The 23,838-nt window shown below is 48.6% G+C and carries 21 protein-coding genes; 12 read left to right on the top strand and 9 right to left on the bottom strand.

Going from position 1 to position 23,838, the window contains the following annotated elements:
* The first annotated feature begins 173 nt into the window (after positions 1 to 173).
* Positions 174 to 3,029: a dermonecrotic toxin domain-containing protein gene (locus SPM24T3_RS05200; RefSeq protein ID WP_009635661.1), complete on the top strand. Its 2,856-nt coding sequence runs from the start codon at positions 174 to 176 to the stop codon at positions 3,027 to 3,029.
* Positions 3,030 to 3,048: 19 nt separating this feature from the next.
* Here SPM24T3_RS05200 and gorA read toward each other — a convergent pair whose 3' ends face one another.
* Together gorA and SPM24T3_RS05210 are read right to left on the bottom strand one after the other, a co-directional pair.
* Entirely contained in the window at positions 3,049 to 4,401 is a 1,353-nt protein-coding gene (gene gorA / locus SPM24T3_RS05205; protein WP_009635662.1) for a glutathione-disulfide reductase, read from the bottom strand.
* A gap of 181 nt (positions 4,402 to 4,582) precedes the next feature.
* Positions 4,583 to 5,425: a 23S rRNA (adenine(2030)-N(6))-methyltransferase RlmJ gene (locus tag SPM24T3_RS05210; protein WP_009635663.1), complete on the bottom strand. Its 843-nt coding sequence runs from the start codon at positions 5,423 to 5,425 to the stop codon at positions 4,583 to 4,585.
* 359 nt (positions 5,426 to 5,784) lie between these two features.
* Here SPM24T3_RS05210 and prlC point away from each other — a divergent pair, with 359 nt between their 5' ends.
* Together prlC and rsmJ are read left to right on the top strand one after the other, a co-directional pair.
* Positions 5,785 to 7,872 carry an oligopeptidase A gene (prlC, locus tag SPM24T3_RS05215; protein ID WP_009635664.1) on the top strand — a complete coding sequence of 696 codons (2,088 nt, stop codon included), beginning with the start codon at positions 5,785 to 5,787 and terminating at the stop codon, positions 7,870 to 7,872.
* Positions 7,873 to 7,881: 9 nt separating this feature from the next.
* Positions 7,882 to 8,628, top strand: a complete 747-nt coding sequence (rsmJ, locus tag SPM24T3_RS05220) for a 16S rRNA (guanine(1516)-N(2))-methyltransferase RsmJ (RefSeq protein ID WP_009635665.1) — start codon at positions 7,882 to 7,884, stop codon at positions 8,626 to 8,628.
* On the opposite strand, the gene SPM24T3_RS05225 is transcribed toward rsmJ, so the two are convergent.
* Positions 8,591 to 9,436, bottom strand: a complete 846-nt coding sequence (locus SPM24T3_RS05225; RefSeq protein ID WP_009635666.1) for a MerR family transcriptional regulator — start codon at positions 9,434 to 9,436, stop codon at positions 8,591 to 8,593. The two genes, rsmJ and SPM24T3_RS05225, sit on opposite strands and share 38 nt — an antisense overlap.
* 185 nt (positions 9,437 to 9,621) lie before the next feature.
* Positions 9,622 to 10,065: a universal stress protein UspA gene (gene uspA / locus SPM24T3_RS05230; RefSeq protein WP_009635667.1), complete on the bottom strand. Its 444-nt coding sequence runs from the start codon at positions 10,063 to 10,065 to the stop codon at positions 9,622 to 9,624.
* Positions 10,066 to 10,517: 452 nt separating this feature from the next.
* Between uspA and uspB the strand changes: the two genes are divergently transcribed.
* Positions 10,518 to 10,853, top strand: coding sequence for a universal stress protein UspB (gene uspB, locus SPM24T3_RS05235; RefSeq protein WP_009635668.1), 336 nt, complete (start codon positions 10,518 to 10,520; stop codon positions 10,851 to 10,853).
* A gap of 146 nt (positions 10,854 to 10,999) precedes the next feature.
* On the opposite strand, the gene pitA is transcribed toward uspB, so the two are convergent.
* On the bottom strand, positions 11,000 to 12,499 hold the full coding sequence (gene pitA, locus SPM24T3_RS05240; protein ID WP_009635669.1) for an inorganic phosphate transporter PitA: 1,500 nt from the start codon (positions 12,497 to 12,499) through the stop codon (positions 11,000 to 11,002).
* A 319-nt stretch (positions 12,500 to 12,818) separates the two neighbouring features.
* Here pitA and SPM24T3_RS05245 point away from each other — a divergent pair, with 319 nt between their 5' ends.
* The gene (locus SPM24T3_RS05245) at positions 12,819 to 14,021 is read left to right on the top strand and encodes an NAD(P)/FAD-dependent oxidoreductase (RefSeq protein ID WP_009635670.1); all 1,203 of its coding nucleotides are present in this window, start codon (positions 12,819 to 12,821) and stop codon (positions 14,019 to 14,021) included.
* Positions 14,022 to 14,200: 179 nt separating this feature from the next.
* On the opposite strand, the gene SPM24T3_RS05250 is transcribed toward SPM24T3_RS05245, so the two are convergent.
* Complete coding sequence (locus SPM24T3_RS05250) at positions 14,201 to 15,133, bottom strand: sugar-binding transcriptional regulator (protein ID WP_009635671.1); 933 nt, start codon at positions 15,131 to 15,133, stop codon at positions 14,201 to 14,203.
* A gap of 234 nt (positions 15,134 to 15,367) precedes the next feature.
* Between SPM24T3_RS05250 and SPM24T3_RS05255 the strand changes: the two genes are divergently transcribed.
* The 7 genes from SPM24T3_RS05255 (at position 15,368) to SPM24T3_RS05285 (ending at position 20,661) form a co-directional block, all read left to right on the top strand.
* Positions 15,368 to 16,312: a tagatose-bisphosphate aldolase gene (locus tag SPM24T3_RS05255; RefSeq protein ID WP_009635672.1), complete on the top strand. Its 945-nt coding sequence runs from the start codon at positions 15,368 to 15,370 to the stop codon at positions 16,310 to 16,312.
* Positions 16,305 to 16,883, top strand: a complete 579-nt coding sequence (locus SPM24T3_RS05260; RefSeq protein WP_009635673.1) for an AAA family ATPase — start codon at positions 16,305 to 16,307, stop codon at positions 16,881 to 16,883. The genes SPM24T3_RS05255 and SPM24T3_RS05260 overlap by 8 nt, the downstream gene beginning before the upstream one ends.
* Before the next feature lie 263 nt (positions 16,884 to 17,146).
* The gene (locus tag SPM24T3_RS05265) at positions 17,147 to 17,590 is read left to right on the top strand and encodes a PTS sugar transporter subunit IIA (RefSeq protein ID WP_009635675.1); all 444 of its coding nucleotides are present in this window, start codon (positions 17,147 to 17,149) and stop codon (positions 17,588 to 17,590) included.
* A gap of 114 nt (positions 17,591 to 17,704) precedes the next feature.
* Positions 17,705 to 18,007: a PTS sugar transporter subunit IIB gene (locus tag SPM24T3_RS05270; protein ID WP_009635676.1), complete on the top strand. Its 303-nt coding sequence runs from the start codon at positions 17,705 to 17,707 to the stop codon at positions 18,005 to 18,007.
* Between the two features lie 90 nt (positions 18,008 to 18,097).
* On the top strand, positions 18,098 to 19,363 hold the full coding sequence (locus tag SPM24T3_RS05275; protein ID WP_009635677.1) for a PTS sugar transporter subunit IIC: 1,266 nt from the start codon (positions 18,098 to 18,100) through the stop codon (positions 19,361 to 19,363).
* 17 nt (positions 19,364 to 19,380) lie between these two features.
* Positions 19,381 to 19,686: a hypothetical protein gene (locus SPM24T3_RS05280; protein WP_009635678.1), complete on the top strand. Its 306-nt coding sequence runs from the start codon at positions 19,381 to 19,383 to the stop codon at positions 19,684 to 19,686.
* 147 nt (positions 19,687 to 19,833) lie between these two features.
* Positions 19,834 to 20,661 carry a Cof-type HAD-IIB family hydrolase gene (locus SPM24T3_RS05285; protein WP_009635679.1) on the top strand — a complete coding sequence of 276 codons (828 nt, stop codon included), beginning with the start codon at positions 19,834 to 19,836 and terminating at the stop codon, positions 20,659 to 20,661.
* Between the two features lie 36 nt (positions 20,662 to 20,697).
* Here the strand turns inward: SPM24T3_RS05285 and SPM24T3_RS25410 are convergent, their stop codons facing one another.
* The 3 genes from SPM24T3_RS25410 to SPM24T3_RS05295 form a co-directional block, all read right to left on the bottom strand.
* Positions 20,698 to 20,844, bottom strand: a complete 147-nt coding sequence (locus tag SPM24T3_RS25410; protein WP_157135249.1) for a hypothetical protein — start codon at positions 20,842 to 20,844, stop codon at positions 20,698 to 20,700.
* A gap of 160 nt (positions 20,845 to 21,004) precedes the next feature.
* A complete protein-coding gene (locus SPM24T3_RS05290; protein WP_009635680.1) occupies positions 21,005 to 22,762 on the bottom strand; it encodes a lysophospholipid acyltransferase family protein in 1,758 nt (585 codons plus the stop codon).
* 85 nt (positions 22,763 to 22,847) lie between these two features.
* Positions 22,848 to 23,756 (bottom strand): LysR family transcriptional regulator, encoded by a 909-nt coding sequence (locus SPM24T3_RS05295; RefSeq protein ID WP_009635681.1) that lies wholly within the window; start codon positions 23,754 to 23,756, stop codon positions 22,848 to 22,850.
* Positions 23,757 to 23,838 lie beyond the last annotated feature (82 nt).

Below are 23,838 nucleotides of genomic sequence, written 5' to 3' on the forward strand. Positions count from 1 at the left end.
TCATGCTAATGTATTGATTTACGCGCTCCGCTTTTTTCATGAAGGTAATTATTCGTTTTAGGAATTATTACGCTGATTTTTTCATCTCTTAATTTTTTTAATCTGCATTAATAACCATAGTCTGTACTAACGTAAAGTTAATTTTAATTTAAAAAATAAATAAGGAAATTTATATGCTGACAGCAGTATGGCTTGAAGAAATAAACACATCAATTGGTGAAATAGAAAAAAAGAATACTGGCTTTATAAATTTTCCAGAAAATAATATTTCAAATAGCAAAAAAATAATCACTTCTGATAAAAAATCTATTAATAGTAGTAATAACTGGCGATTGGCAACTCAGTACGAGCGTATTGTTCCCGGTCAGGGTTTACTCCCACAAGAGTCCAATCTCGCACCTGTGCCTTCAGCCAAAGGAGAGGCAATAATAGCTGCGGTTCAGTTGTTTGGCCAGGCGGGGACAAACTGCGTAGATAATGGTGTGAATTCCATTTATTCCCCTCAGGAAATGGGCACTGGCATGAGTTTCCTTGCTCAAACCTACAATCAGGGGCAAACATTACTAGGCCAGTTCGACAGTGCAGTAGACTTTGTTATCCAGCAAACCTTACCCTGGAGCGAGGTGTTTGCCCGTCCTTTAATCGGTATTGAACCCGATGATGAACCCTCTACGGTAGATCAGCCCGGAAACGCTAAGCTATTGGAAAATATTTTAGATTCGGAGCAAAAAGCAGCACAAATGTTAAACAGAGAAGCCTATCTTAAAGTCGTTAATAAAGTAAAAGATAATTATCCGCAGTTATATGAGCACGCGTCAGATTATCTTAGGGCTGTTATCTCCAAGACCCCTCGATACTACTCGATGAATATAAACCCTGATGATACATGGTTTAACCGGTTCGAATCTTCTGAGAGCTCCTCGCAAAGTTACACAGGGTGGGAGCACAACAGTTACCCCAAAGAGTCCAATACCTTGACTCAAGTTTTACTAAAAAACTTTGGTGCCGAAGATCGAATTAATTCTGATGCACTCAGTGGTAACTCGGGAATTTATACGCAAGGCGCTGAAGCGAATTTTTTCGGTGTTAAAAACGAAGTCAAAATTTTGCCCAAGGACTTTCTTGATATTGTGGTGAAAAGTAATTTCAGTGATAGATTTTTGAGATCGTTAAAGGATTTTTGGAAGGTGTACGGCAGCAATTTTAGAACCATGAGCAAAGGAAAGTTCATTAGTCTTATGAGCAGTAAGTCGAGTAATTTATCTGAGTCAGGGATACGTTCAGTCATTATGGCGGCATTGGGAGATATTAGCCAAATCTCCAATATGAGCATGGATGAACTAGAAAAGAAATTCTCTAACAGAGAGGGGCTAAGAATTTCGACATTTTCCATTTATGGCTATCATGCGACTGATATTATTTTGATTCACGGTTTTGACGGGAAAATTATTTTATATAAGCCGACTGAAACTGAGAGTTTTGTAGAATTCAACAATGCTCAGGAACTAAATAACTGGGTATTAAATCAGGTGAGAGATAAAGATAAAAAAACTCACCTAGAGCAGCATTTTTCCTTATACGATCGCCAGGATGGACATACTTATGCAGGTGTTGGCACTGCGCTTGAAGGGATTGCCAGTGGCGAATGGGATGAAAGCTATATTAACTATGAATCAGTCGATATTAAGGGTGACCTTTTTAGCTGGCTTGCATCACAGGCTGAGAAGCGCACGTTAATGGATACTAATACGCTTACTGTTACTAATGATGAGGTGTTTAGGGAGCAAGTGCTGATGAATCTCCAGCCGATCATTGTTGCGGCGGGGCTAGTGAGCATGGTCCTTCCTGGAGTAGGTAGCCTGATTCTGCTGGAGGCAGCCACTGTGAAAATGGAGGTGGGTGCTTACATTGCAATTTATGGTGATACAGAAGCTAAACGCCGTAAAGGATTGGTTGCGGCCATCGATGGTGGAATTAATGCTCTCTTTGGTGCGCTTGGAGTGAGTGAAAGTATTGATACTGGGCCAAATGAAATTATTGATGAACCGCTCTACACAAAAACCGCTCGAGATGGACCCTCTCAAAATGTGGTTTCCCCTCCCCGAGGCACCTTTTGGGATAGGCTTTTCAACAGGGCCTGCGTGAACGGTCGCGGAATTGTTGAGATAACAAGATATAATCAAGTAAACGGTAAAAGGTTGGTTAATTCTTTAATTAAAATGCAAGAAACTCTGGTTAAGGCCAAAGAGGTATTGGTGACAGATAGAGGTAGGGAAATTGTCTCGGCTTATTTAGGTATCGAAAATTCAGCTAATTTAATTGGTGAGGATATTCTAAGTGTGCAAGAAAATATTGAGTCATTAATGACAGTCTACCAGGAGATAAATAATCAAAAAATCCCTCTTAAATCTGTAACAATGTATAATCCTGATAAGCAGAGGACGGTTGGCGCTTTTTATAACTTTCATGATAGAGATCTTTCCTTTACCGATAGTTTCTTTACCTTTTCAGACGAGAGACGATTACAGATTTTACTCCATGAATCAATGCATGCTACTGAACCTTATCGTGTTGGAAGAATGAAAGATCATATGTGGGATTATTTTTACGTTTCGAAGACCTCTCCTGCATTTGGTATTTATGAAATGCGATCACAGACTATGCGGATTTCGTTCGGCGCAAGCGGGCCTGATTTCCAACGTGAATATAATGCCGAGCAGGTGATGGAAAAATTTATTAAAAAAATGGAAAGCAGAAATGATGTCGAGGCAATATTAAAGTTCAATAATAATGAAGTGCTGAGAAAGGGAGTTTTGCTGGAAAATCCGGATACTCAGTCGATGTTAATCATGGAGTTAGGCAATCAAATACCAGGCGCTAAAATAACGGATGGACCTTTTGAACTCCCTCAGAGTGTTATTGAATTTAAAGAAATAAGGGCCAAACAATTGAAGGAAGAGCAAGAGGATGCGAAATGGGGGCCTCCTCGACGAGCGAGTAGTGATAAGCAAGTTTCGGGTCCCCGCTAAGAGACCCGAATCGTAAAACTTAACGCATGGTCACAAATTCTTCAGCACCGGTTGGGTGAATAGCCACGGTGTTGTCGAAGTCTTTCTTGGTTGCGCCCATTTTCAGTGCCACCGCGAAGCCTTGCAGAATTTCGTCCATGCCGTATCCAATACCATGAATACCGACAATTTTCTCTTCTTTGCCCACACAAACCAGCTTCATGCGGCATGGCTGACGGTGCTGAGTCACAGCGGTATACATTGCTGTGAAAGAAGATTTATAAACTTTAACGTTTTCTTTGCCGTATTTTTCTTCAGCTTCCGGCTCGTTAAGGCCAACAGTGCCGATTGGCGGATGGCTGAAGACCACTGTCGGGATCAGGCTGTAATCCAGATGTTCGTCAGGCTTGTTGTTAAACAGGCGTTCTGACAGTCGACGACCTGCTGCAACGGCAACCGGCGTCAGCTCAACTGCACCTGTATTATCACCCACGGCATAAATACCTTTTACACTGGTATTCTGATACTTATCAACTTCGATATAGCCTTTTTCGTTGGTTTTCACGCCCGTGGCTTTCAGGTTGAAGTGATCAGTTTCTGGCTCACGACCAATTGCCCAGACCAGGCTATCGACTTCAAACTCTTTGCCATTTTCCAGCTTCAGGGTCAGGCTGCCGTCGGCATTCTTGACCACTTCTTTTGGAATCGATTCGGTGTGCAACGCCGGGCCTTCGGTGTTCATTACTTCAACCAGCGTTTCAACAATGAGGGGATCGAAGGTGCGCAGCGGAGCGTGTTTACGCACAAACAAGTGGGTTTCAGCGCCAAGGCCGTTCATCACGCCAGCAATTTCAACCGCAATATAACCTGCACCCACTACGGCAACGCGCTGCGGCATTTCCAGCAGATCGAAGAAACCGTCAGAGTCGATACCATATTCTGCGCCAGGAATATCAGGATGGCTTGGGCGTCCGCCAGTGGCGATCAGGATGTGATCGGCAGTGATCGTTTCGCCATTAACCTCTACGGTGTGCGCATCAACAAAACGAGCAAAACCGTGGATCACGTCCACATTATTTTTACCCAGCACGTTGTCGTAAGAAGTATGAATTCGGTCGATATAAGCGGTACGGTTAGCAACCAGCGTTTTCCAGTTGAAGCTGAGGATTTGGGTATCGAAGCCATAATCCGGGCCGTAATTGCGGATCGCTTCGGAAATTTGTGCCGCGTGCCACATCACTTTCTTTGGAACACAACCGACGTTTACACAGGTGCCGCCGAGTGCTTTTGCTTCGATAATGGCACATTTTTGCCCATACATGGCCGCGCGGTTGATTGATGCGATACCACCGCTGCCGCCGCCGATTGCCAGATAGTCATAATGTTTGGTCATCGAATTTTCCATAAGTTGTGAATGATAAGAGGACAGGGAAAAGCAGGCTTCCCAAATTCTGCAAAATCTAATGGCATAGAGTTTAACGCCAGAATCGGCTTTGTCGCAAAGTTTGCAGCTATGATTGTAATAGCTTAAGTGAATGAAAGCCGAAGAGAGTCCCCGGCTTTGCAGCGAAGTTTTACTCTGGAACGACCCATTTTACCAGATGATGGCCGTTGCCGTTTGGCACCAGCGCTTCAAGCAGCCAAGGCAGCACGTTTTTCATCTGCTGCTCAAGTTTCCACGGTGGGTTAATCACGATCATGCCTGAGGCGGTCATGCCGCGCTGATCGCTGTCCGGGCGCACACCCAGTTCAATTTGCAGGATACGACGGATGCCGGTGGCTTCTAAATCGCGCAGCATTCGTTTGATCTGCTGGCGCATAACTACGGGGTACCAGATTGCATAAGTCCCTGTCGCAAAACGCTTATAACCTTCCTGAACACCCTTTACCACGTCCTGATAATCGGTTTTCAGCTCATACGGCGGATCCATCAGGATCAGGCCACGGCGAGACTGAGGTGGAAGCTGGGCTTTCAGTTGCTGATAACCATCGCCACGCAGCACGCGGGCGCGATCGTCTTTTTGAAACTCATTGCGCAGCAGCGGGAAATCGCTAGGGTGCAGCTCGGTCAGATGCAGTTTGTCTTCTTCACGCAGCAACTGGCGGGCAATCAGCGGCGAGCCAGGGTAATAGCGCAGGTTCTCGTTGCGGTTGAAATGATTCACCGCAGACATATAAGGAGCAAGCTCTTCAGGCTGGTCTTCACGCTGCCAGATACGGGCGATACCTTCGAGATATTCACCGGTACGTTCGGCATGTTCACCGCTCAACTGATAGCGACCCGCACCCGCGTGGGTATCGAGATACAGAAACGGTTTTTCTTTTTCTTTCAAAGACTCGATGATCAGGCTCTGAACGGTATGTTTTAGAACGTCGGCATGGTTGCCTGCATGAAAACTGTGGCGGTAACTCAACATAATGTTTTTACGTTTTCCGAATAATTTATAGTGACAGTAAAATCAGTAGGTTACCGAAAGTTTATACTGTGCAAGGATGCCATGCCTGGAGGTCGCCATAACGATTTTCACGCCGGAGGCGGCAAAATCAGGCACATCATGAGTGACAGTATAAACTGTTTAGAGGATAAAAAGTTACAGGCATTACTTGAGAGCGGTTGCGGAGTGGCTTCAGTCCGGCCACCCTTGATTTTCGGCCGCTTTGTCCTCATGTTAGTTTTAAGCCCTAATGAAGATATTTACCGATTTCTAATCTGTTGCGGCCGTGTCGAAATAAGTACCGCCCGCTACAGACCCTTAAGGATAACCAGGACTGCCCTATGACCCAATCTTCGCAAAACGATTCGTTAGCTAAAAATCCGCTCTTGGAACAGTTCGATTTACCGCCATTTTCTGCAATTCAGCCGGAACACATCGTTCCTGCCGTTAAGGCCGCGATTGATAAGTGTCGCGCTACCATTGATGAAGTAGTCGCAAAATCAGGTCCTTATACTTATGAAACGCTTTGCCAGCCGATTGCTGAAAGCGAAGACAAATTTAGCCGTATCTGGTCACCAATTGGCCATTTGAATTCTGTAAAAAATAGTCCTGAGTTGCGTGCAGCCTATGAGCAATGCCTGCCAATGCTGTCTGAGTTCGCGACCTGGGCAGGTCAAAACGAGGGGCTTTATCAAGCCTATCGTGACCTGAAAGAGGGTGAACACTTTGCCGGCCTGACCCTGGAACAGAAAAAAGCGGTGGATAACGCGCTGCGTGATTTTGAGTTATCAGGCATTGGCCTGAGCGCCGAAAAACAGAAACGTTACGGTGAGATCACCTCTCGTCTTTCTGAATTAGGTTCGACTTATAGCAACAACGTGCTTGATGCCACCATGGGCTGGAGCAAGCTGATCACTGATGTCGAAGAGCTGAGCGGTTTACCGGAAAGCGCGCTGGCTGCTGCCAAAGCGCTGGCCGAAGCGAAAGAACAGGAAGGCTGGTTGCTGACGCTGGATGCACCGAGCTATTTGCCGGTGATGACCTATGCCGACAACGCCGCACTGCGTGAAGAAATGTATCGCGCCTACGGCACCCGCGCATCGGATCAGGGCCCAAATGCCGGTAAATGGGACAACAGTGAAGTGATGGCTGAAGAGCTGGCGCTGCGTCATGAGTTGGCACAGCTGCTGGGCTTTGATTCTTACGCAGATATGTCACTGGCTACCAAAATGGCGGAAAATCCGCAGCAGGTTATTGGTTTCCTGAATGATTTAGCCAAGCGTGCCCGTCCACAGGGCGAGCAAGAGCTGGCCCAGCTACGCGCCTTTGCCAAAGAAAACTACGGCGTTGATGAGATGAACGCTTGGGATCTGCCTTTCTACGCGGAAAAACAGAAACAGCATCTGTTCTCAATCAACGACGAGCAGCTGCGCCCTTACTTCCCTGAAAACCGTGCCTTGTCTGGCCTGTTTGAAGTCGTCAAACGCATCTATGGCATCACCGCCAAAGAGCGTAAAGACGTTGATACCTGGCATAAAGACGTGCGTTTCTTCGACCTGTTTGACGACAGCGGCGAACTGCGCGGCAGCTTCTATCTCGACCTTTATGCCCGCGAACACAAGCGCGGCGGGGCGTGGATGAATGACTACATCGGCAGCCTGCGTCGCACCGACGGTAAACTGCAACATCCGGTGGCGTACCTGACCTGTAACTTTACTCGCCCGGTTGGCAACAATCCGGCGCTGTTTACTCATAATGAAGTCACCACGCTGTTCCATGAGTTTGGCCACGGCCTGCATCATATGCTGACCAAAGTCGAAACCTCGGGTGTTGCCGGGATCAGCGGTGTGCCTTGGGATGCGGTTGAGCTGCCAAGTCAATTTATGGAAAACTGGTGCTGGGAGCCAGACGCGCTGGCGTTTATTTCCGGTCACTTTGAGACGGGCGAGCCTCTGCCGCAAGAGATGCTCGAGAAAATGCTGGCGGCTAAAAACTATCAGGCGGCGCTGTTTATTCTGCGTCAGTTGGAGTTTGGCCTGTTTGATTTCCGTATGCACGCCGAATACGATCCCGCCAAAGGCGCTCGTATTCTCGAGACTCTCGCCGAGATCAAAAAACAGGTTGCCGTGGTGCCGTCTCCAAGCTGGGGCCGCTTCCCACACGCCTTTAGCCACATCTTTGCTGGTGGTTATGCGGCAGGTTATTACAGTTATCTGTGGGCCGAAGTATTGTCTGCGGACGCCTATTCACGCTTTGAAGAGGAAGGTATTTTCAATCGCGAAACCGGCCAATCGTTCCTGGATAACATTTTGACTCGCGGCGGTTCTGAAGAACCGATGGAGTTGTTTAAACGCTTCCGTGGTCGTGAACCACAGCTGGATGCTATGCTTCGTCATTATGATATTAAAGAGCAGAGCCTCGAAGGATAACAAACTCCCGTGAGTGTGTTTTTAGCATGTGAAGAAGGCGCCGATGCAGGCGCCTTATCTATTCTGGCCGAGCGCTGGAAGCTGGTTTCAAATCCCGATGCCCTGATGGCTCTGGTATTGACGCCGGAAAGACTCGAATTGCGTAAGCGCGATGAACCCAGGCTGGGCGCGATATTCGTCGATTTTGTTGGCGGCACCATGGGCCATCGTCGTCGTTTTGGCGGCGGCCGCGGTGAAGCGGTGGCAAAGGCGGTCGGTATCAAGGGCAGTTATTTGCCGGATGTAGTCGATGCCACGGCAGGACTGGGGCGCGATGCTTTTGTGCTGGCCGCGCTGGGCTGTCGGGTAAGAATGATTGAACGTAATCCGGTGGTTGCGGCTTTGCTTGACGATGGTTTGGCACGAGGTTATCGCGATGCGGAAATCGGCCCCTGGTTACAGGAGCGTATGACACTGCTGCACGGCTCAAGTCTTACCGCGCTCAGCGAGATTTCACCGCGCCCGCAGGTAGTTTATCTGGACCCGATGTATCCTCACCGGCAGAAAAGTGCGCTGGTGAAGAAGGAAATGCGAGTGTTTCAAGGGTTGGTAGGGGCTGATGAAGATGCTGACGGGCTGCTCGAACCCGCCCGTCGACTGGCAACCAAACGCATTGTGGTTAAACGGCCAGACTACGCGCCGCCAATGGCTGATATTCCCGCGCAGGCTGCTGTCACCACTAAAAGCCACCGTTTTGATATCTATACGCCGCTTTAAGCCTTGCTGCTTTACCCAATAACATGACGGGCTGGCCCTGTGTCAGCCATGAATCAAATATTTCCTGCTGGCGCGATGTCAGCGGGGTATCTGACCAAATCAGGTAATGCTCCATTCCAAAAGCCGACAAATTCGGTTCAATGATTTCACAGCGCACAATCTCGACATTCAAGCCTTCACCGGAAAGCCGTAACGATTCCAGCCACAATTCAAGCGGATCGTCGATTTGCATCGGCAGGAGTAAAACCTGCGCGCGCGCTTTTTTACGTAAAGTGCGCATGATGAAGGTCGCGTACTCCACGATAATGCTGTCCAGCATGCCTCTTTGCTGCAACAGCAGCATTTGCTTGCGGGTGGAAAGAAATGCGCGGATCGGGCGCAAAACCTGATTTACCAGACAACCCAGCGGATATTCGCGGCCAAAACGCCAGATAAGACGCCGCAGCTTAAACCATTCCCCTTCACCGAGGCAGTGTAAAATTTCTGCCTGAAGTGCATGCCAGCTGCTGTTTTGGCGTAAAACGGTTTCCGAAAATGCACCTTGTGAAACCGGTAGGCTCAGCTGATGGCGGATCTTGGCGATCGGGGTTCCGGCACTGATCTTTCTTACGATCGCATGCAGTCTGGTGAGATCGCCTTCGCTATACCAGCGAGCTCCCTGTTCATCATGATAGGGTTTTATTAGCCCATAGCGTTGCCAGGTTCTGAGTGTGACGGGTAGTACTCCGCAAAGTTGGGCGGTAGTTTCAATGTTGTAATGGCGTGGTAAGGGATGGGGATGATTCTTATGAAGTATGTGCGTTTCCATAGGCTAACAAATTCCATTTGCTCACAAAGGATTCACTAGCTATAAGTCAAATTTATAGGTTTGTATAGCGGGTTTTAAGTTAAGGTAAATTTAATGAGTCGAAATTTGAGCTAAATCATTTTATGATGTAATAAGCTGATACGAGGCGGATAAATAGTATCCCGCCTCGTTTGAGACCGATGCTTTTATTCTGCCGCTTCTTCAGGATCGCGCAGCGGAACAATTAGCATATCGATATGAACGGTATTAATTAGCTGGCGCGCCGATGACATAAGTTTGCTCCAGAAATCCTGATGATGACCACACAGCACTAAGTCGACGTCGTATTGCTTAATGGCGTCCACCAGTACCTGTGCTAAATCACCACTGCCGCTTAACGTTTCGGCGATCGGATAACCTGCATTACTTGATAGCTCGCTTAACGCATTGTGAGTCTCTTCGGAAATGCGTTTTTGCATATCACCGAGGTTTACGTCGATCAGCCCGGTATAAAGGTCTGAATAATTAACATCGACGTGGATAAGAGACACTTTGGCATTGTATGGACGTGCGAGGGAGACTGCTTTCTCTACCAGCACTTTACTCTCTGGGGAAAGGTCTACCGCAATAAGAATATGTTTATAAGCCATAAGAAACTCCTTCCATAAGTCATTAAACGTTTGTTCGGATTATGTGTGTGCCATCCTGACACTGCCGCATAAAGTAATCATCACATAAACTATTGTAATCATAACAACAGGCTGAAAACCTTGCATACCTCAAGTATAGCGCTAAAAACACGATCAGAATGTCTTCATTAATCAGCATAATGTTTTAAATCACATTGTTTGCAGAGAATTTCATTGAGAAAAATGATTTTTTTGCTCCCCGATTTTTATTTCATTTCCTACACTCAATAATAAGCGGGAGTGCAATATTTCGTCTCTTCACGCAAGTGATGCAAACGCTGAGGTGGCTAGCCCGGAAAGGGTCTGGGGGGCGGGCAAACAATTGCCCTGGGTATCAAGCAAAAAGCAGAGAGTTACGGCGGAAAGCACTCAGCCTGGTTTCGCTGAGTTTGATGCCGCCTTAAGGGGGAACCATGATCAGTCCCATTGCGCTATTTTGGGCTTTATGTGTGGTATGTGTTGTGAATATGCTGCGTTACTACTCTTCTCTGCGTGCATTGCTGGTGGTATTACGCGGATGCGATCCGCTGCTTTATCAATATGTCGACGGCGGAGGATTCTTTACAGCACACGGACAGCCGAGCAAGCAAATACGCCTGGTGCGTTATATTTACGCTCAGCGCTATGTTGATCACCACGACCCCGAATTTATCCGTCGCTGTGAAAGGGTACGAGGTCAGTTTGTACTCACCACGGGATTATGCGGATTAATTCTGATCAGCATGCTGGCAATGCTAATTTGGTACTAATTTCAGGCGGGATTTTTTGAGAGACATACCAAATTGATTAAATGGAAAAAAATAAGGCGGCGCATTCTCATGCACCGCCTTTTTTACTGCTTTGTTTACACTCTTGCCGCCTTGCGACAACACTGATGGCCGCGTAAAACTTTTATTTAGATCAGTTTAAGTGCCAGCCAGTAAAGCCCACCGGATAACAAGATTGATACCGGCAGAGTGAGTAACCACGCCAGCGCGATATTCTTGATAGTTTTGCTCTGCACGCCACCGCCATCTACGATCATGGTTCCTGCGACCGCAGAAGACAGAACGTGGGTGGTAGAAACAGGCATTCCGGTATAGCTAGCGACACCAATCGACACCGCAGCAGTCACCTGAGCAGATAAACCCTGCCCATAGGTCATTCCTTTTTTACCAATCTTCTCACCGATGGTGGTCGCAACGCGTTTCCAGCCAATCATGGTTCCCAGCGCCAGCGCCAGCGCTACGGCAACGATAATCCAGATAGGCGCATATTCAACGGTTTCCAGCAGGTCGCCGTGTAAGTCGTTGAGGAAATGCTTATCTGCTGGGCTGGTATCGCTCAGCTTGGCGGTCTTGTCGGCAGTGTCGGCAATACACATCAGCATACGACGCATCTGGCTACGCTGTTCTGGCGCCAGGTCAGCGTAACTTTGCAGGTTAGTCATCATCGCCTGAGAGCGAGTAATCGCTTCCATCGCCAGGCTGTCGTTGCAATGGAACTCAACGGTAGCATGGTCGCTGGTGGCAGCTGGAGCAGGCACCAAAGGTGTCAACGCCACGACTTCCGGCAAAGCCTTGTTGTGTTGCTGATAATACTGTTGCAGGTGCGTCACGGCATCACGAGTACGAGTGATGTCATAACCGGTGGCATTCATATTAAGTACGAATCCAGCGGGTGCAACGCCTATTAAAACCAGCATAATCAGACCAATGCCTTTCTGACCATCGTTCGCACCGTGGGAGAAACTTACCCCGATAGCAGAAACGATTAAGCCGATGCGCGTCCAGAATGGCGGCTTTTTCTTGCCGTCTTTCTTCTCGCGTTCAGCCGGAGTCAGGTGCATACGCCTGCGCTTTTTGCTTCCACTCCAGTAGCGGCGGAGCAGGAAAATCAAGCTTCCGGCCATAATCATCCCCACCAGTGGCGAGATAATCAGTGACAGGAAAATGCTAATCATTTTAGGAATGTTTAGGGCATCAATAACTGAACTGTGAGTCAAAAGCGCGTTGGTCAGACCTACGCCGATAATGGCTCCGATGAGCGTGTGAGAGCTGGACGCCGGAAGGCCGAAATACCAGGTTCCAAGGTTCCAGATAATCGCCGCCAACAGCATTGAAAATACCATGGCGAGACCATGCGCGGACCCCACGTTCAATAGCAAATCAGTAGGCAGCAGGTGAACGATGGAATAAGCCACGCTCAAGCCGCCAAGCATGACGCCAAAGAAGTTGAATGCGCCAGCCATCAAAACGGCAAGTTGAGAACGCATGGCGCGCGTATAAATTACAGTCGCCACTGCGTTGGCCGTGTCGTGGAAGCCGTTAATGGCTTCGTAAAACAGAACAAACAGTAACGCGAGTATCAATAACAGGCCGGTATGGAAATCCAACCCGGCGAATAAATGCAGCATAATTGTTACGCCAGTTTGTGGACATGAACGCCGCGCATTATCTGCGAGAACAGGGGGGGTGGAAAAGGAAAATATGACATTTTTTTGACTAAACCTAGACGCAGAATCAATGATATGCAAAGAGCTTGTGAAAAAACAGTTGATTTAGAAGGATTTTTTACCAAGAAATATTTTCTTACAGGCCAAGAATAATCTTAGGTCTTCTGGATTATCGACGCGTCACAGCTTACAATCTGCCGCGCAATAAGCTGAGTTGAACGCTTTTTGCCCACTGCCAGAGATTTTTTTTACCCCGTATGCGCTATTCAGAGAGGTTTTTGTGGAACAGTACGATGTTGTAGTCATTGGTGCCGGTGCGGCAGGAATGTTTTGCGCAGCACAAGCGGGCCAGGGTGGCTGCAAAGTATTGTTGCTGGATAATGGCAAAAAGCTGGGACGCAAGATCCTGATGTCCGGCGGCGGTCGTTGTAATTTCACTAACCTCTATACCGAACCTGCGGCTTACCTGTCTGAAAATCCGCATTTCTGTAAATCCGCACTGGCGCGTTACACCCAGTGGGATTTCATTGATCTGGTCAATCGTTACGGCATTGCCTGGCATGAAAAAACGCTGGGCCAGCTATTTTGCGACGACTCGGCCCAACAGATCGTGGCCCTGCTTGAGCAGGAATGCCAGAAAGGTAAGGTGACTTTTCGCCTGCGTAGTGAGATTAGCTCAGTGGACAAGGTTGAGTCCGGCTTTGCGCTGACAGTGAATGGTCAACAAGTAAGCACTCGCTCACTTGTTGTAGCCAGCGGTGGACTTTCCATGCCGGGATTAGGGGCTTCACCTTTTGGCTATCGACTGGCTGAGCAATTCGGGCTTAAAGTTCTGCCAACTCGCGCCGGTCTGGTGCCATTTACTCTGCACAAGCCGTTGCTAGAGCATCTGCAGACGCTTTCCGGCGTTTCGGTGCCTGCTGTAATGACAGCGCAGGACGGCACAGTATTCCGTGAAAATATCCTCTTCACCCATCGAGGGCTGTCCGGGCCAGCCGTTTTGCAGCTATCAAGTTACTGGCAACCTGGCGAGTTTGTGAGCGTTAACTTACTTCCTACGCTAGATTTGGCGGACTTCCTGAATCAACAACGTCAGGAGCATCCTAATCAGAGCCTGAAAAATACTCTTTCGTTGCATTTGCCTAAACGGCTGGTGGAATGTCTGCAAACGCTGGATCAAATCCCTGACGTCACACTGAAGCAGCTTAATCTGCCACAGCAGGCAGCTTTGATTGAGCAATTGCAGAACTGGCAGGTGCAGCCAAACGGGACCGAAGGCTACCGTACCGCCGAAGTCACTATGGGCGGCGTCGACACCCGCGCGCTATCGTCGAAAACCATGGCGGCCAACGGCGTGCCCGGATTGTACTTTATCGGCGAAGTCGTCGACGTCACTGGCTGGCTCGGCGGCTATAACTTCCAATGGGCCTGGAGCTCAGCCTGGGCCTGTGCACAGGATTTAGTAAAGGTATTTGGAGAATAGTTGAGAGCCGATCAAATACTCACCAGGCTCTCAAGGGGAATGACGAATTGCTTATGCAAATTCCTAATCGTCGTAAAAGTTATATTGCTGTTGCTTCGTCATTCCAGGCTTTAAAAGATTGTTCTGCATCAGACTGATTATTCCAGCAAGCTTTCAAGACTACGATGGATACCGGCAATTTAATTTATTGGCAACCGGTCAAGAATGGCCTGTGCGGTATTTACATCAGTGACCAGAGAATTAATCATCCCCGAACGTACCGCGCCAATAATTCCAGCCGCTTTCTCCGGCGTTGCCGCCACGCCGATGGTCAGCGGCGTGCGGAGCAGCTGTTCAACAGAGGCGGCAATCATGCTTTCTTCTCCTTGCCAATGCAGAATTTCGCCTGACTCAGTGATGTAATGGCGTAATACGTCGCCGTTGGCGTGGCTCAGCGCCTGCTCACTCGGCGTTGCGGTGCTGCTTTCGCTAGGTCTTGGCTCGTGAGTCAGGCCGATGCCGACAATCGCCACATCCAGCCTGTCCCAAAGAGAAATAATTTCCTGCACGCTTGGGTCACGCAAGAAAGCTTCGCGCAGCTCTGGGGATGAAATATAAGGCGCGTGGAGAAAATAAGGCGTGCCTTCCATTTGTTCGGCCGCGCGACGGACAAACTCGGTAATCTGAAAATGTGGTGCAGCCTGCTGCATGCCGCCGTTCAACGCGACGGTCAACACACCCGGTAAACGCGGTAGCCCAGCCAACGTCACTTCCCTCACTGCACGTCCCCAGCCAATGCCCAGCACTGACCCGGCGCTCAGCCCTGCCTGTGAAAGCAGCGAGGCCAGCGGAGTACGCAAAGAATCCAGAACATTGTTCGGCGGAGCATCAACCACGTAGGCGTGCTTCAACCCCAGACGCTGCACCAGATCGGCAGTCATGTTTTCCGGAGAAGCTAAACCTATGACTTCTATACGAACTATGCCTGCCGCCCGCGCTTTGTTAAGCAAACGGGAAATGGTCGCCGTTGAGACATCCAGCTTGCGGGCGATCTCGACCTGCGACATGTCTGACTCGTAATGCAGCTTCGCCACCATGTGCATTAATGTGCGCGTTGCTGCAATATCTTGCAAAATTGGCTCTTTCAGCTTGAAATTCCTTTCAGTAATGAATTACACTCAAAGCGTTGGTTGAGGAATTATTGCTCAATAGCCGTGATAAAGCAATGTTCACCAAGGGCGTTAAACCCTTTAAAACCGGCATTGTTCAAGTTTTTCGACCTCTCTGAATCCTCAGGGAAACGACAGAGCGTCCAGTGTAATCGAGATTTTTTAATCTGTAATAAATTTCACGCAAAGGAGAGTTCCATGTCAAAGTTGTCTACTTCAGAATTACGCGGCTACCAGCAAATTTGTGGTCAAAATGGTGCCATGCTGGTTATCGCCTGCGACCAACGTGGTGGCATGCGCACTCTGCTTGCCAGCGATCCTCAGCAGCAAGCTTCTATTTCCGAAAAACAGCTCGGCCTGATCAAAGCCGACATCACGCAGTATCTGGCCAGCAAAGCCTCGTGCGTTCTGGTTGACCCGATTTGCGCCGTCCCACAACTGGTTGATGATGGCATTATTGCCCGTGATACCGCGTTGCTAATCGGGCTGGATGCCTCGGGGTGGGATAACTCTCCAGAAGGTTATCGCCTTTCACGTCTGGCTAAAGACGTTGATGCGCGCCGCGTGCGTGAACTGGGTGCCACCGGCGGCAAAATCATGGTTTACCTGCGTTCAGACAAGCCCGAAGCCAATCGCCATAATATTGAAATCTTGCATAAGTGCGTGGAGGATTTTGCCAAGGAAGATTTATTACTGGTGGTGGAGTTTCTGACTTATAAACTGGATAGCGAAAGCGACGAAGAATATAAAGCCAAAGTGCCGGAGCTGATTTATGGCGGGACAAAAATCTGCCTCGATGCGGGTTCTAAAGTGCTGAAACTGCCTTATCCGGGTTCTAAACAGGCTTGCGCAGCTATCACCGAGCTTGCCGGAGACGTGCCTTGGGCGGTACTGTCAGCAGGTGTTGACCACACAACTTTCCTGAAACAGGTGGAAGATGCAATGAGCACTGGCGCATCTGGCGTGATTGCCGGGCGCTCGCTGTGGAAAGACTGTATCTCTCTGGATCACGATATTACCAGGAACAAGCTGGAAACAGTGGCGGTTCCTCGTTTGAAAGAGCTGCAAGCCGTGATTCAGAAATATTATAAAGCCGCCCACAAGGGTAAAAACGCATCAACCGAACAGGTGGAACATGTCTGATAACAGAGACGTTTTTAACGACGAAACGCTGGCCAAACCGGGAAAACGGGTCATTCTGGTCAACGGGATACCTGCTTCTGGTAAAAGCAGCCTCGCCGTTGAACTCTCTGCTAAAACCGGTTGGTTACAGCTGTCGCTGGATGGTATTAAAAACCCGTTTTTGCAACGGCTTGAAGGCGTCGATCGCGCTTTTAATCGTAAACTGGGACAGGCCAGCTATCAGGTGATTTGGTCTATTATCGCCGATGCGCCGCAAGGTAGTACTTTTATTGTTGATGCCTGGTTTGGTTTTCAGCCAAAAGAGGTGTTGACAGAATATCTGACTCAGGCGGGTATTACGCAGGTGCTGGAAATATGGTGTCAGGTTTCACCGGCAACCGCAGCAGCACGTTACGAAGCCAGATTGGGAGAACGTCTTCCCGGCCATTTAGGCGCGGAATATATTCCTGAATTAAAAGTGCTGGCGAAAAAAGCGCAGCCGATGGAATTAGGTCCGGTATATTATTCCGATCAGGAAATCCCGGTAGATATTAATGCCATTAAACTTTGGGCTGAAGATGTGATGAAATAGCTTGATGGCAGTCTGATATTAATTAACTGTGTTTTAGCGTAGTTCTTGCGTTAATTTTGAAATGGTTGCCTTAAATTAAATTTGGCAATTGTCGAACGCCTGTGTCATTTATTAGTTAAGAAAGTCATTATTATTATTTTTGCATCGTTGATAAATAGGAAAGGGTAGATCACAGTTTTCATTTAAAATTAATATGATACTGAGAAAAGCCAATTTTTATTTTAATGGAATGATCTTTTATAAAGAGATCTTGAAGAGGCAATATGTTAACCGACTGGATTAATGAAAGTAATATTAGCATCGTTGAACATACAGATGGCTGGCAAAGTGCCGTTGCTCTGGCTGTACAGCCGCTGATTGATAATGGCGCGGTAGAACCCCGTTATCTTCAAGCTATTTATGATATGCACCGTGAAATAGGTCCTTATTATGTTCTGGGAGAAGGCATTGCCATGCCGCATGCCAGACCAGAAGAGGGCGTGAATCGTACAGCATTATCTCTGGTTATCGTTCCTGATGGCGTAGAGTTTCATAGTGAAGATAACGATCCGGTTTATATTATTTTCGCGCTAGCGGCTATCGACAGTAATTCACATATCGAAATGATCGCCAGCCTCTCCAATCTTTTTTGCGACGATGAAGTCGTAGAAAAATTAAGAGGTTGCCAGAGCAGGCAGGAGGTATTGCAGGCCATTCGAGAATACTAAAATCTCTTAATATCAGTTCGATGAAGTGTAAGCCCCTGCGATGCATCTATATTAGGTGAGCAAAGGGGTATCCGAAGTGTGTCTTATCAATTAACGATCACCTAAGGAACACCTATGAAAAAGTTATCTATTTTGGCAGTGTGTGGCGCAGGTCTTGGCAGCAGCTTCGCCTGCGAAATGAGCATTGAAGCCGCATTGAAAGATCTGGGCATCGACGCCGAGCTGTCTCACTGTGATATTTCCAGCGCTACATCAACCCGTGCCGATATTATTTTTACCGGCGAAAATTTCCGTTCACAGTTTGCTCACTACAATATCAGTGCGACCGTTATTTACTTGAAGCGTCTGGTCGATAAAAACGAGATTAAAGAAAAGCTCACGCCAGTACTGCAAGAAATGGGTCTAATGGCGTACTAATACTAAATATAAAATAGATTGATAAAAATAAAGTTATAAATACATCTTACCCAATAGCTCGATCAACGTGAACTCTACAGGGGACTTAATATGTCTTTCCTTCATTTTATTGTAAACGACGTACTCGGCCAGGCGTCAATTTTAATATCCCTGATTGCTATGATCGGGCTGATTGCTCTTAGAAAAAGTCCGGGCCAGATAATTACTGGTACTTTAAAAACTTTGCTGGGTTTTCTGGTCTTACTGTCCGGTGCCAGCATTATTGTGGCGACGTTAACCTTCCTTGGTGAGATATTCCAGAAAGGCTTCCACATGCGCGGCATCGTCACCGATGTCGGGTCAATTGCGGGTATTGCACAGCAAACATTAGGACGCGAAACTGCATTAATCATGGTGCTGGCATTTATTGTTAATATCCTGATTGCCCGCTTCACGCGCTTTAAGTATATATTCCTCACAGGACAGGCCTCATTGTGGATGGCAACTGTCTGCTCGGTCATTGGTTACATGGGCGGCCTGCGCGGCACAGAGCTTATCCTGACTGGTGGAGTGATTGCCGGGGTGATGGCGGTGGGTATGCCGGTTCTGGCACAGCCGATTGTGCGCAAAATTACTGGCTCGGACGACTTTGCGCTCGGCCATTTCTGTACCATCGGCTATATCATTCAGGCCGGTGTGGCGAAAATAACCGGCGATGTCAGTAAAAGTACCGAAGATCTCGAATTGCCACAGGCGCTGTCATTCTTGCAGGATACCTATCTGTCGATGATGGTGGTGATGATCCCTATTTATCTGATCCCTGCCGCCGTGGCAGGTCCTGAGGTGATTGCCCCTTACGCCAACAGCGTTAACTATTTGGTTTATGCCTTCCTGCAATCGATCCAGTTTGTGGTCGGGGTTTATGTGCTGTTGGCCGGCGTGCGACTGTTACTGGCAGAAATCGTGCCGGCGTTCCGTGGGATTGCGCTGCGCATCGTGCCAAACGCTATTCCGGCTCTTGATTGCCCGGTGTTGTTCCCTTACGCCCCAAACGCGGTAATCATCGGCTTTATCTCTACCACCATCGGCTCGATTATTGGCATGTTCCTGTTCCCAACCATTGGGTTGGCAATGATTTTACCAGGCATGCTGACCAATTTCTTTGCCGGTGGCACTGCCGGGATATTCGGTAATGCCGTCGGCGGCCGTCGTGGCGCGATAATTGGCGGCATTTTCCATGGCCTGTTTATTACTCTGTTGCCTGCACTGTTGCTGCCGCTACTCGGTAAATTTGGTTTATCCAACGTGACCTTCAGCGACTCGGACGTGATTAGTGTCGGGCTGGTATTTGGTCACATCCTTAACTTCTTCCACTAGGTTCAGCGGAGGCTGATATGACAACTGAAATCGACGCCATTCTGGCAAAAAACCTGGCCCCGGCCGACTGCGCCAAAGCTTTGAACGAGTTAGGCAAAGGCTATGCGGAACAGCAGGATATCGACACGGCTATCGTCTGTTGGGAAAAAAGCATGGCGTGCTACGGCAAGCCCGGATTCGCTCAGGCACAGCTGATGAAAGCCTACAATGCCAAACGACGCGAATGCTCGCAGGCGGGTGACGGCAACGGGCTGGAACTGTACTCAAATAAAATCGATGGCCTGATGCAGCAAAGCAAAGATGCGATCCGTTACGGCTTTTAAGGATTACGCTCCGGAAGATAAGGATTTTTAAGGCTAGTATTAAGGATAAAGAAGGCCAGTAACCTCGCGGTGCTGGTCTTTTTCTTTAATCTTTAACAGATAGCTTTTATGATGATGGTTACATTTTGAACGTCACGAGAGGGACCTATGTCAGATAAAACCAACGCAGTAAAACTCATTGCCGTGGATATGGACGGTACATTTCTTGATGATCAAAAAAAGTACAATAAAACGAAATTTCTTGCCCAGTATCAGCAGTTGAAAGAGCAGGGGATCAAGTTCGTGGTTGCCAGCGGTAATCAGTACTATCAGTTGAAATCTTTCTTCCTTGAAATTGCCGCCGAGATTGCGTTTGTTGCTGAAAACGGTGCCTATGTCGTTAATGAGGGCGAGGATTTTTCAGTTGCGGAGCTGAGTGCGGATTCAATAGCGAAAATTTTGCAATTTATTGCCGCGACGCCGGGCCTCAATACCGTGGTGTGCGGCCAACACAGCGCCTATATCCTGTCGTCGCAGCCGGATGCTTTTTATCAGAAGATGAAAAATTACTACCATCGTCTGAAAAAAATCGACAGTTATCAGGAAATCGACGACAAAATCTTTAAATTCGCCACCAATATTGATGACGACCATTTGCAGAATTTTATGACCTCCCTTGATAAAGCGCTGGGTCATATCATCACGCCAGTATCCAGCGGGCACGGCTCTGCGGACCTGATTATTCCTGGCCGTCACAAAGCTAACGGATTACGGATGCTGCAAAAAATCTGGAACATTGAGGATGCCCAGGTTGTGACTTTCGGCGACGGCGGCAATGATGTAGAAATGCTCAAACAGGCCGGATTTGGTTTTGCGATGGCTAACGGCATGCCCGTAGCCAAAGCGGCTGCGAACTATGCCACCGTGTCGAATAATGAAGAAGGAGTATTGAAAATCATCGACAAAGTGTTGGCTCAGGAAGCTCCGTTTAACTGATCCGCCTGAAAAAGCTTATCAAGCGATTTCTGGAGTTTAGTTGTTGCACTGGCTGGTGATGGCGTCTTGCCCGTGCGGGCACACATTGTTGCTGGTCGGGATAATCCTGAACAGGGATTCCGCTGCTCCGGAGCCGCACCCGGTAAGTAACAGCAGACTTAACATCAAGATAGTCAGTTTCATTAAAATTCCAGTGAAGACACAGGGTGACAGCGCACGGGAAGCCCATGCCAGTTCAGCATAACCGATATCTTAGCGGTAAAATGTGATTCTTTCGTGTAGTTGTGTTAACGATCCTGTCAATTTGCGGCCGGGAATTCATTGACCCTGGCCGCATTTATTTTCACCTTGTTGCGTTTTGCGGCTCGGCAGCTTCCAGGACCGCGTTTTTCTGAATGCTGCTTTGGTGAATACCTATATATCTCTCGAATTTTGCCGGTTTCAGCATCGACAAATCAACCAGCACCAGCCCGTCAATACAGTTATTGAACGCCGGGTCACAGCCAAAATCGATAAACTGTACGCCACCAGTTTCACAAAGTTCAGAATACTGCTTATAAAGTGGTGGAATACTGCATCCAAAATTCGCTAACAGGTGTTTGAGACGTTGCAGGTCCTGTGCGTAATTATCGCCACTGAACTGGGCCAGTACTTCGGGCAATGAGGCAGGATAGGGGCGCCGAGAGGTTGCCAATGGCAGAGTCGGGCCGAAATACAAACGATAAAAGGCAATCAGCAGATCGCGCGCCGCGAGCGGCAAACCACCGGAAATCGATACCGGCCCGAAGAGATAACGATACTGCGGATATTTCGCCAGATAGGCTCCGATGCCCAACCACAGATAATCCAGACCGCGTTTACCCCAGTACGCGGGTTGAATAAAGCTGCGACCAAGCTCGATCCCCTGTTCAAGGATGGGGTCCATCTGGTGACCATAATTGAACAGACTTTGGCTGTAGATCCCGCTGATATTATTTTTCTCAAGCTGTTCGGCGGTGGGAATAAAGCGATAAGCGCCGATAATTTCCAGCGCCTGTGGATCCCAAAGCACCAGGTGATAATAGTCGTCGTCGTAGCTGTCCAAATCACGTCTGCGGCCGCTGCCCTCGGCCACGGCGCGGAAGGCGATTTCACGCAGCCTGCCAAGTTCGCGCAGGATCGGCACGTAATCCTCTCCGTTGCGGCGATAAAGGTAAATCTGTTTGCCGTCGGGGGTTTGGCCGAGCAGCTCGGTGGCTTCCAGCGCATGCTTGAGCACGGCGCGATCTTCCGCGCGAGCAATCGCCGATTCGGTGCGAAACAGCCCGCTTTTACCCTGCCCGAGACGATAAACATGTTTACGGAAACGCGCCGCCAGATCCTTTGCCCGCGAGTGGCCGTCATGCCAGCTGTCGTAGGGAATACGCGCGCCAATCTGCAATTTTAAGGTGCTGCCGCGATGGCCGAACATCTCATGCACCAGCAGCAGAGACGAAATTGGTTTGTAAATCATCGAGCTAAGATAAAACAACGCGCTGTTGTTACCGCTAATATGCACCGGCACAATGGCGGCGCGGGTTCTGGCCGCCAGTTTGATAAAGCCGGTATGCCAGCGACCGTCGCGCACGCCCTTGGAGGTAATGCGAGACACCTCTCCGGCAGGGAAAATAATCAATACGCCCTGATTTTCAAGGTGTTCCTGCATCATTGAAACCTGAGCGCGCGCGGTACGGTGACTCATATTATCGACCGGGATCATCAGGCTGCTCAGCGATTCAATCTGCGAAAGCAGGCGGTTAGCCATCACTTTTACGTCTGAGCGAACCGAGGCGACAGCGCTGAGCAGGGCCAGCCCTTCAAGGGTGCCAATAGGATGGTTGGCGACAATTACCACTGGGCCATAGCTGGGGATTTGTTCGAGGCAGCGATCGGAGAGTTCACAACGGATTTGAAAGTAGTCGAGGATCTGCTCGACCATATCAACGCCTTTTAAGTGGCGGTTGTTGTCGGCGAGCTGCTGAAATTCTTTCTCGCGGAACAGCTGTTTCAACAGATTGAGCTGCCAGGAAGGGGTTTTACGTCTCGGTGCCAGATCCTGAAGTACGTTGTCCATGCTGAACATAGAATGTCCTCCGGTTTAATTAATTTTACCTTAGGACATAACAATGACGTTTCTATTTCAGGCCTGTGACGGTATCGGGAATTCGTCAGCGAGTGGAGTAAATTTTAGCGAAACCGGCGAAATTTTTCAGGTGTTCGATCCACCATTTTGCCGCGTTGCCGCTGGCATTCTCATTCCACGCCAGATAAGCCATGTCCTGATAACATTCGGCATCCAGTACTTTCTCAACCAATTCGCCGGATTGTAGATAGGGTTCGGCCATATAACGAGGAAGGTAACCGCAGCCAAGTCCTGCGAGCTGCGCGTTGAGCTTGCCGTTAAAATCCGCCACCGTTAATAGTTTTTGGCGGTCTAAAATACGCAAGTCTGCGCCAGTGCTATGCTTTGAAGAATCTTGTATCACCACGGCGCGATACTGGCGTATTTTCTCTCTTTCCAGCGGCTCCGGGACCTCTGCGAGAGGGTGCCCGGGCGAGATGGCGAAGGCGTATTCCAGCCAGCCCAGCGGAGTACAGCCGATGCCGCCGCGAGTCACCGGTTCGCGCACCGCGCCAATAATAATGTCGGCGCGATGATACAACAGCGCCTCCCAGGTTCCAGCCAGTACTTCGTGGGTGAAATGCAGCTGAGTATGCTGATGCTGCTCGTAAAACAGTTCAATTAATGGATTCAAAATGGACAGCGGAACGGAAGCATCGAGCGCCAGCGTCAGATTACTTTCCCAGCCACTTTCGACGTATTGCGCCTCTTGTTCCAACTCGCTCACTGCCTGAAGCAAAACTCGACCTTTATCCAGCATCAGTTTTCCGGTGCTGGTAAAAGTGGCGCGATGCCCGGAGCGGTCGAGCAGTTTAATGTTTAAATCGCTTTCCATTTTTTGAATCGTATAGCTCAGGGCGGATGGCGTTTTAAACAGAGTGGCCGCCGCCGCCGCAAACGAGCCATGGCGTTCCAGCGCGTCCAGTATTAGCAGGGCTTCAAGGCTTAATTTCATTTGCGGTTCCCCAAAAATATTCAACAACATCTCAAAAACTTTAAGCTATCAGTAACCCGAGGATTTGCCTATTGTTTCAACA

It is taken from the genome of Serratia sp. M24T3, assembly GCF_000257645.1.
Classification (GTDB): domain Bacteria; phylum Pseudomonadota; class Gammaproteobacteria; order Enterobacterales; family Enterobacteriaceae; genus Rouxiella.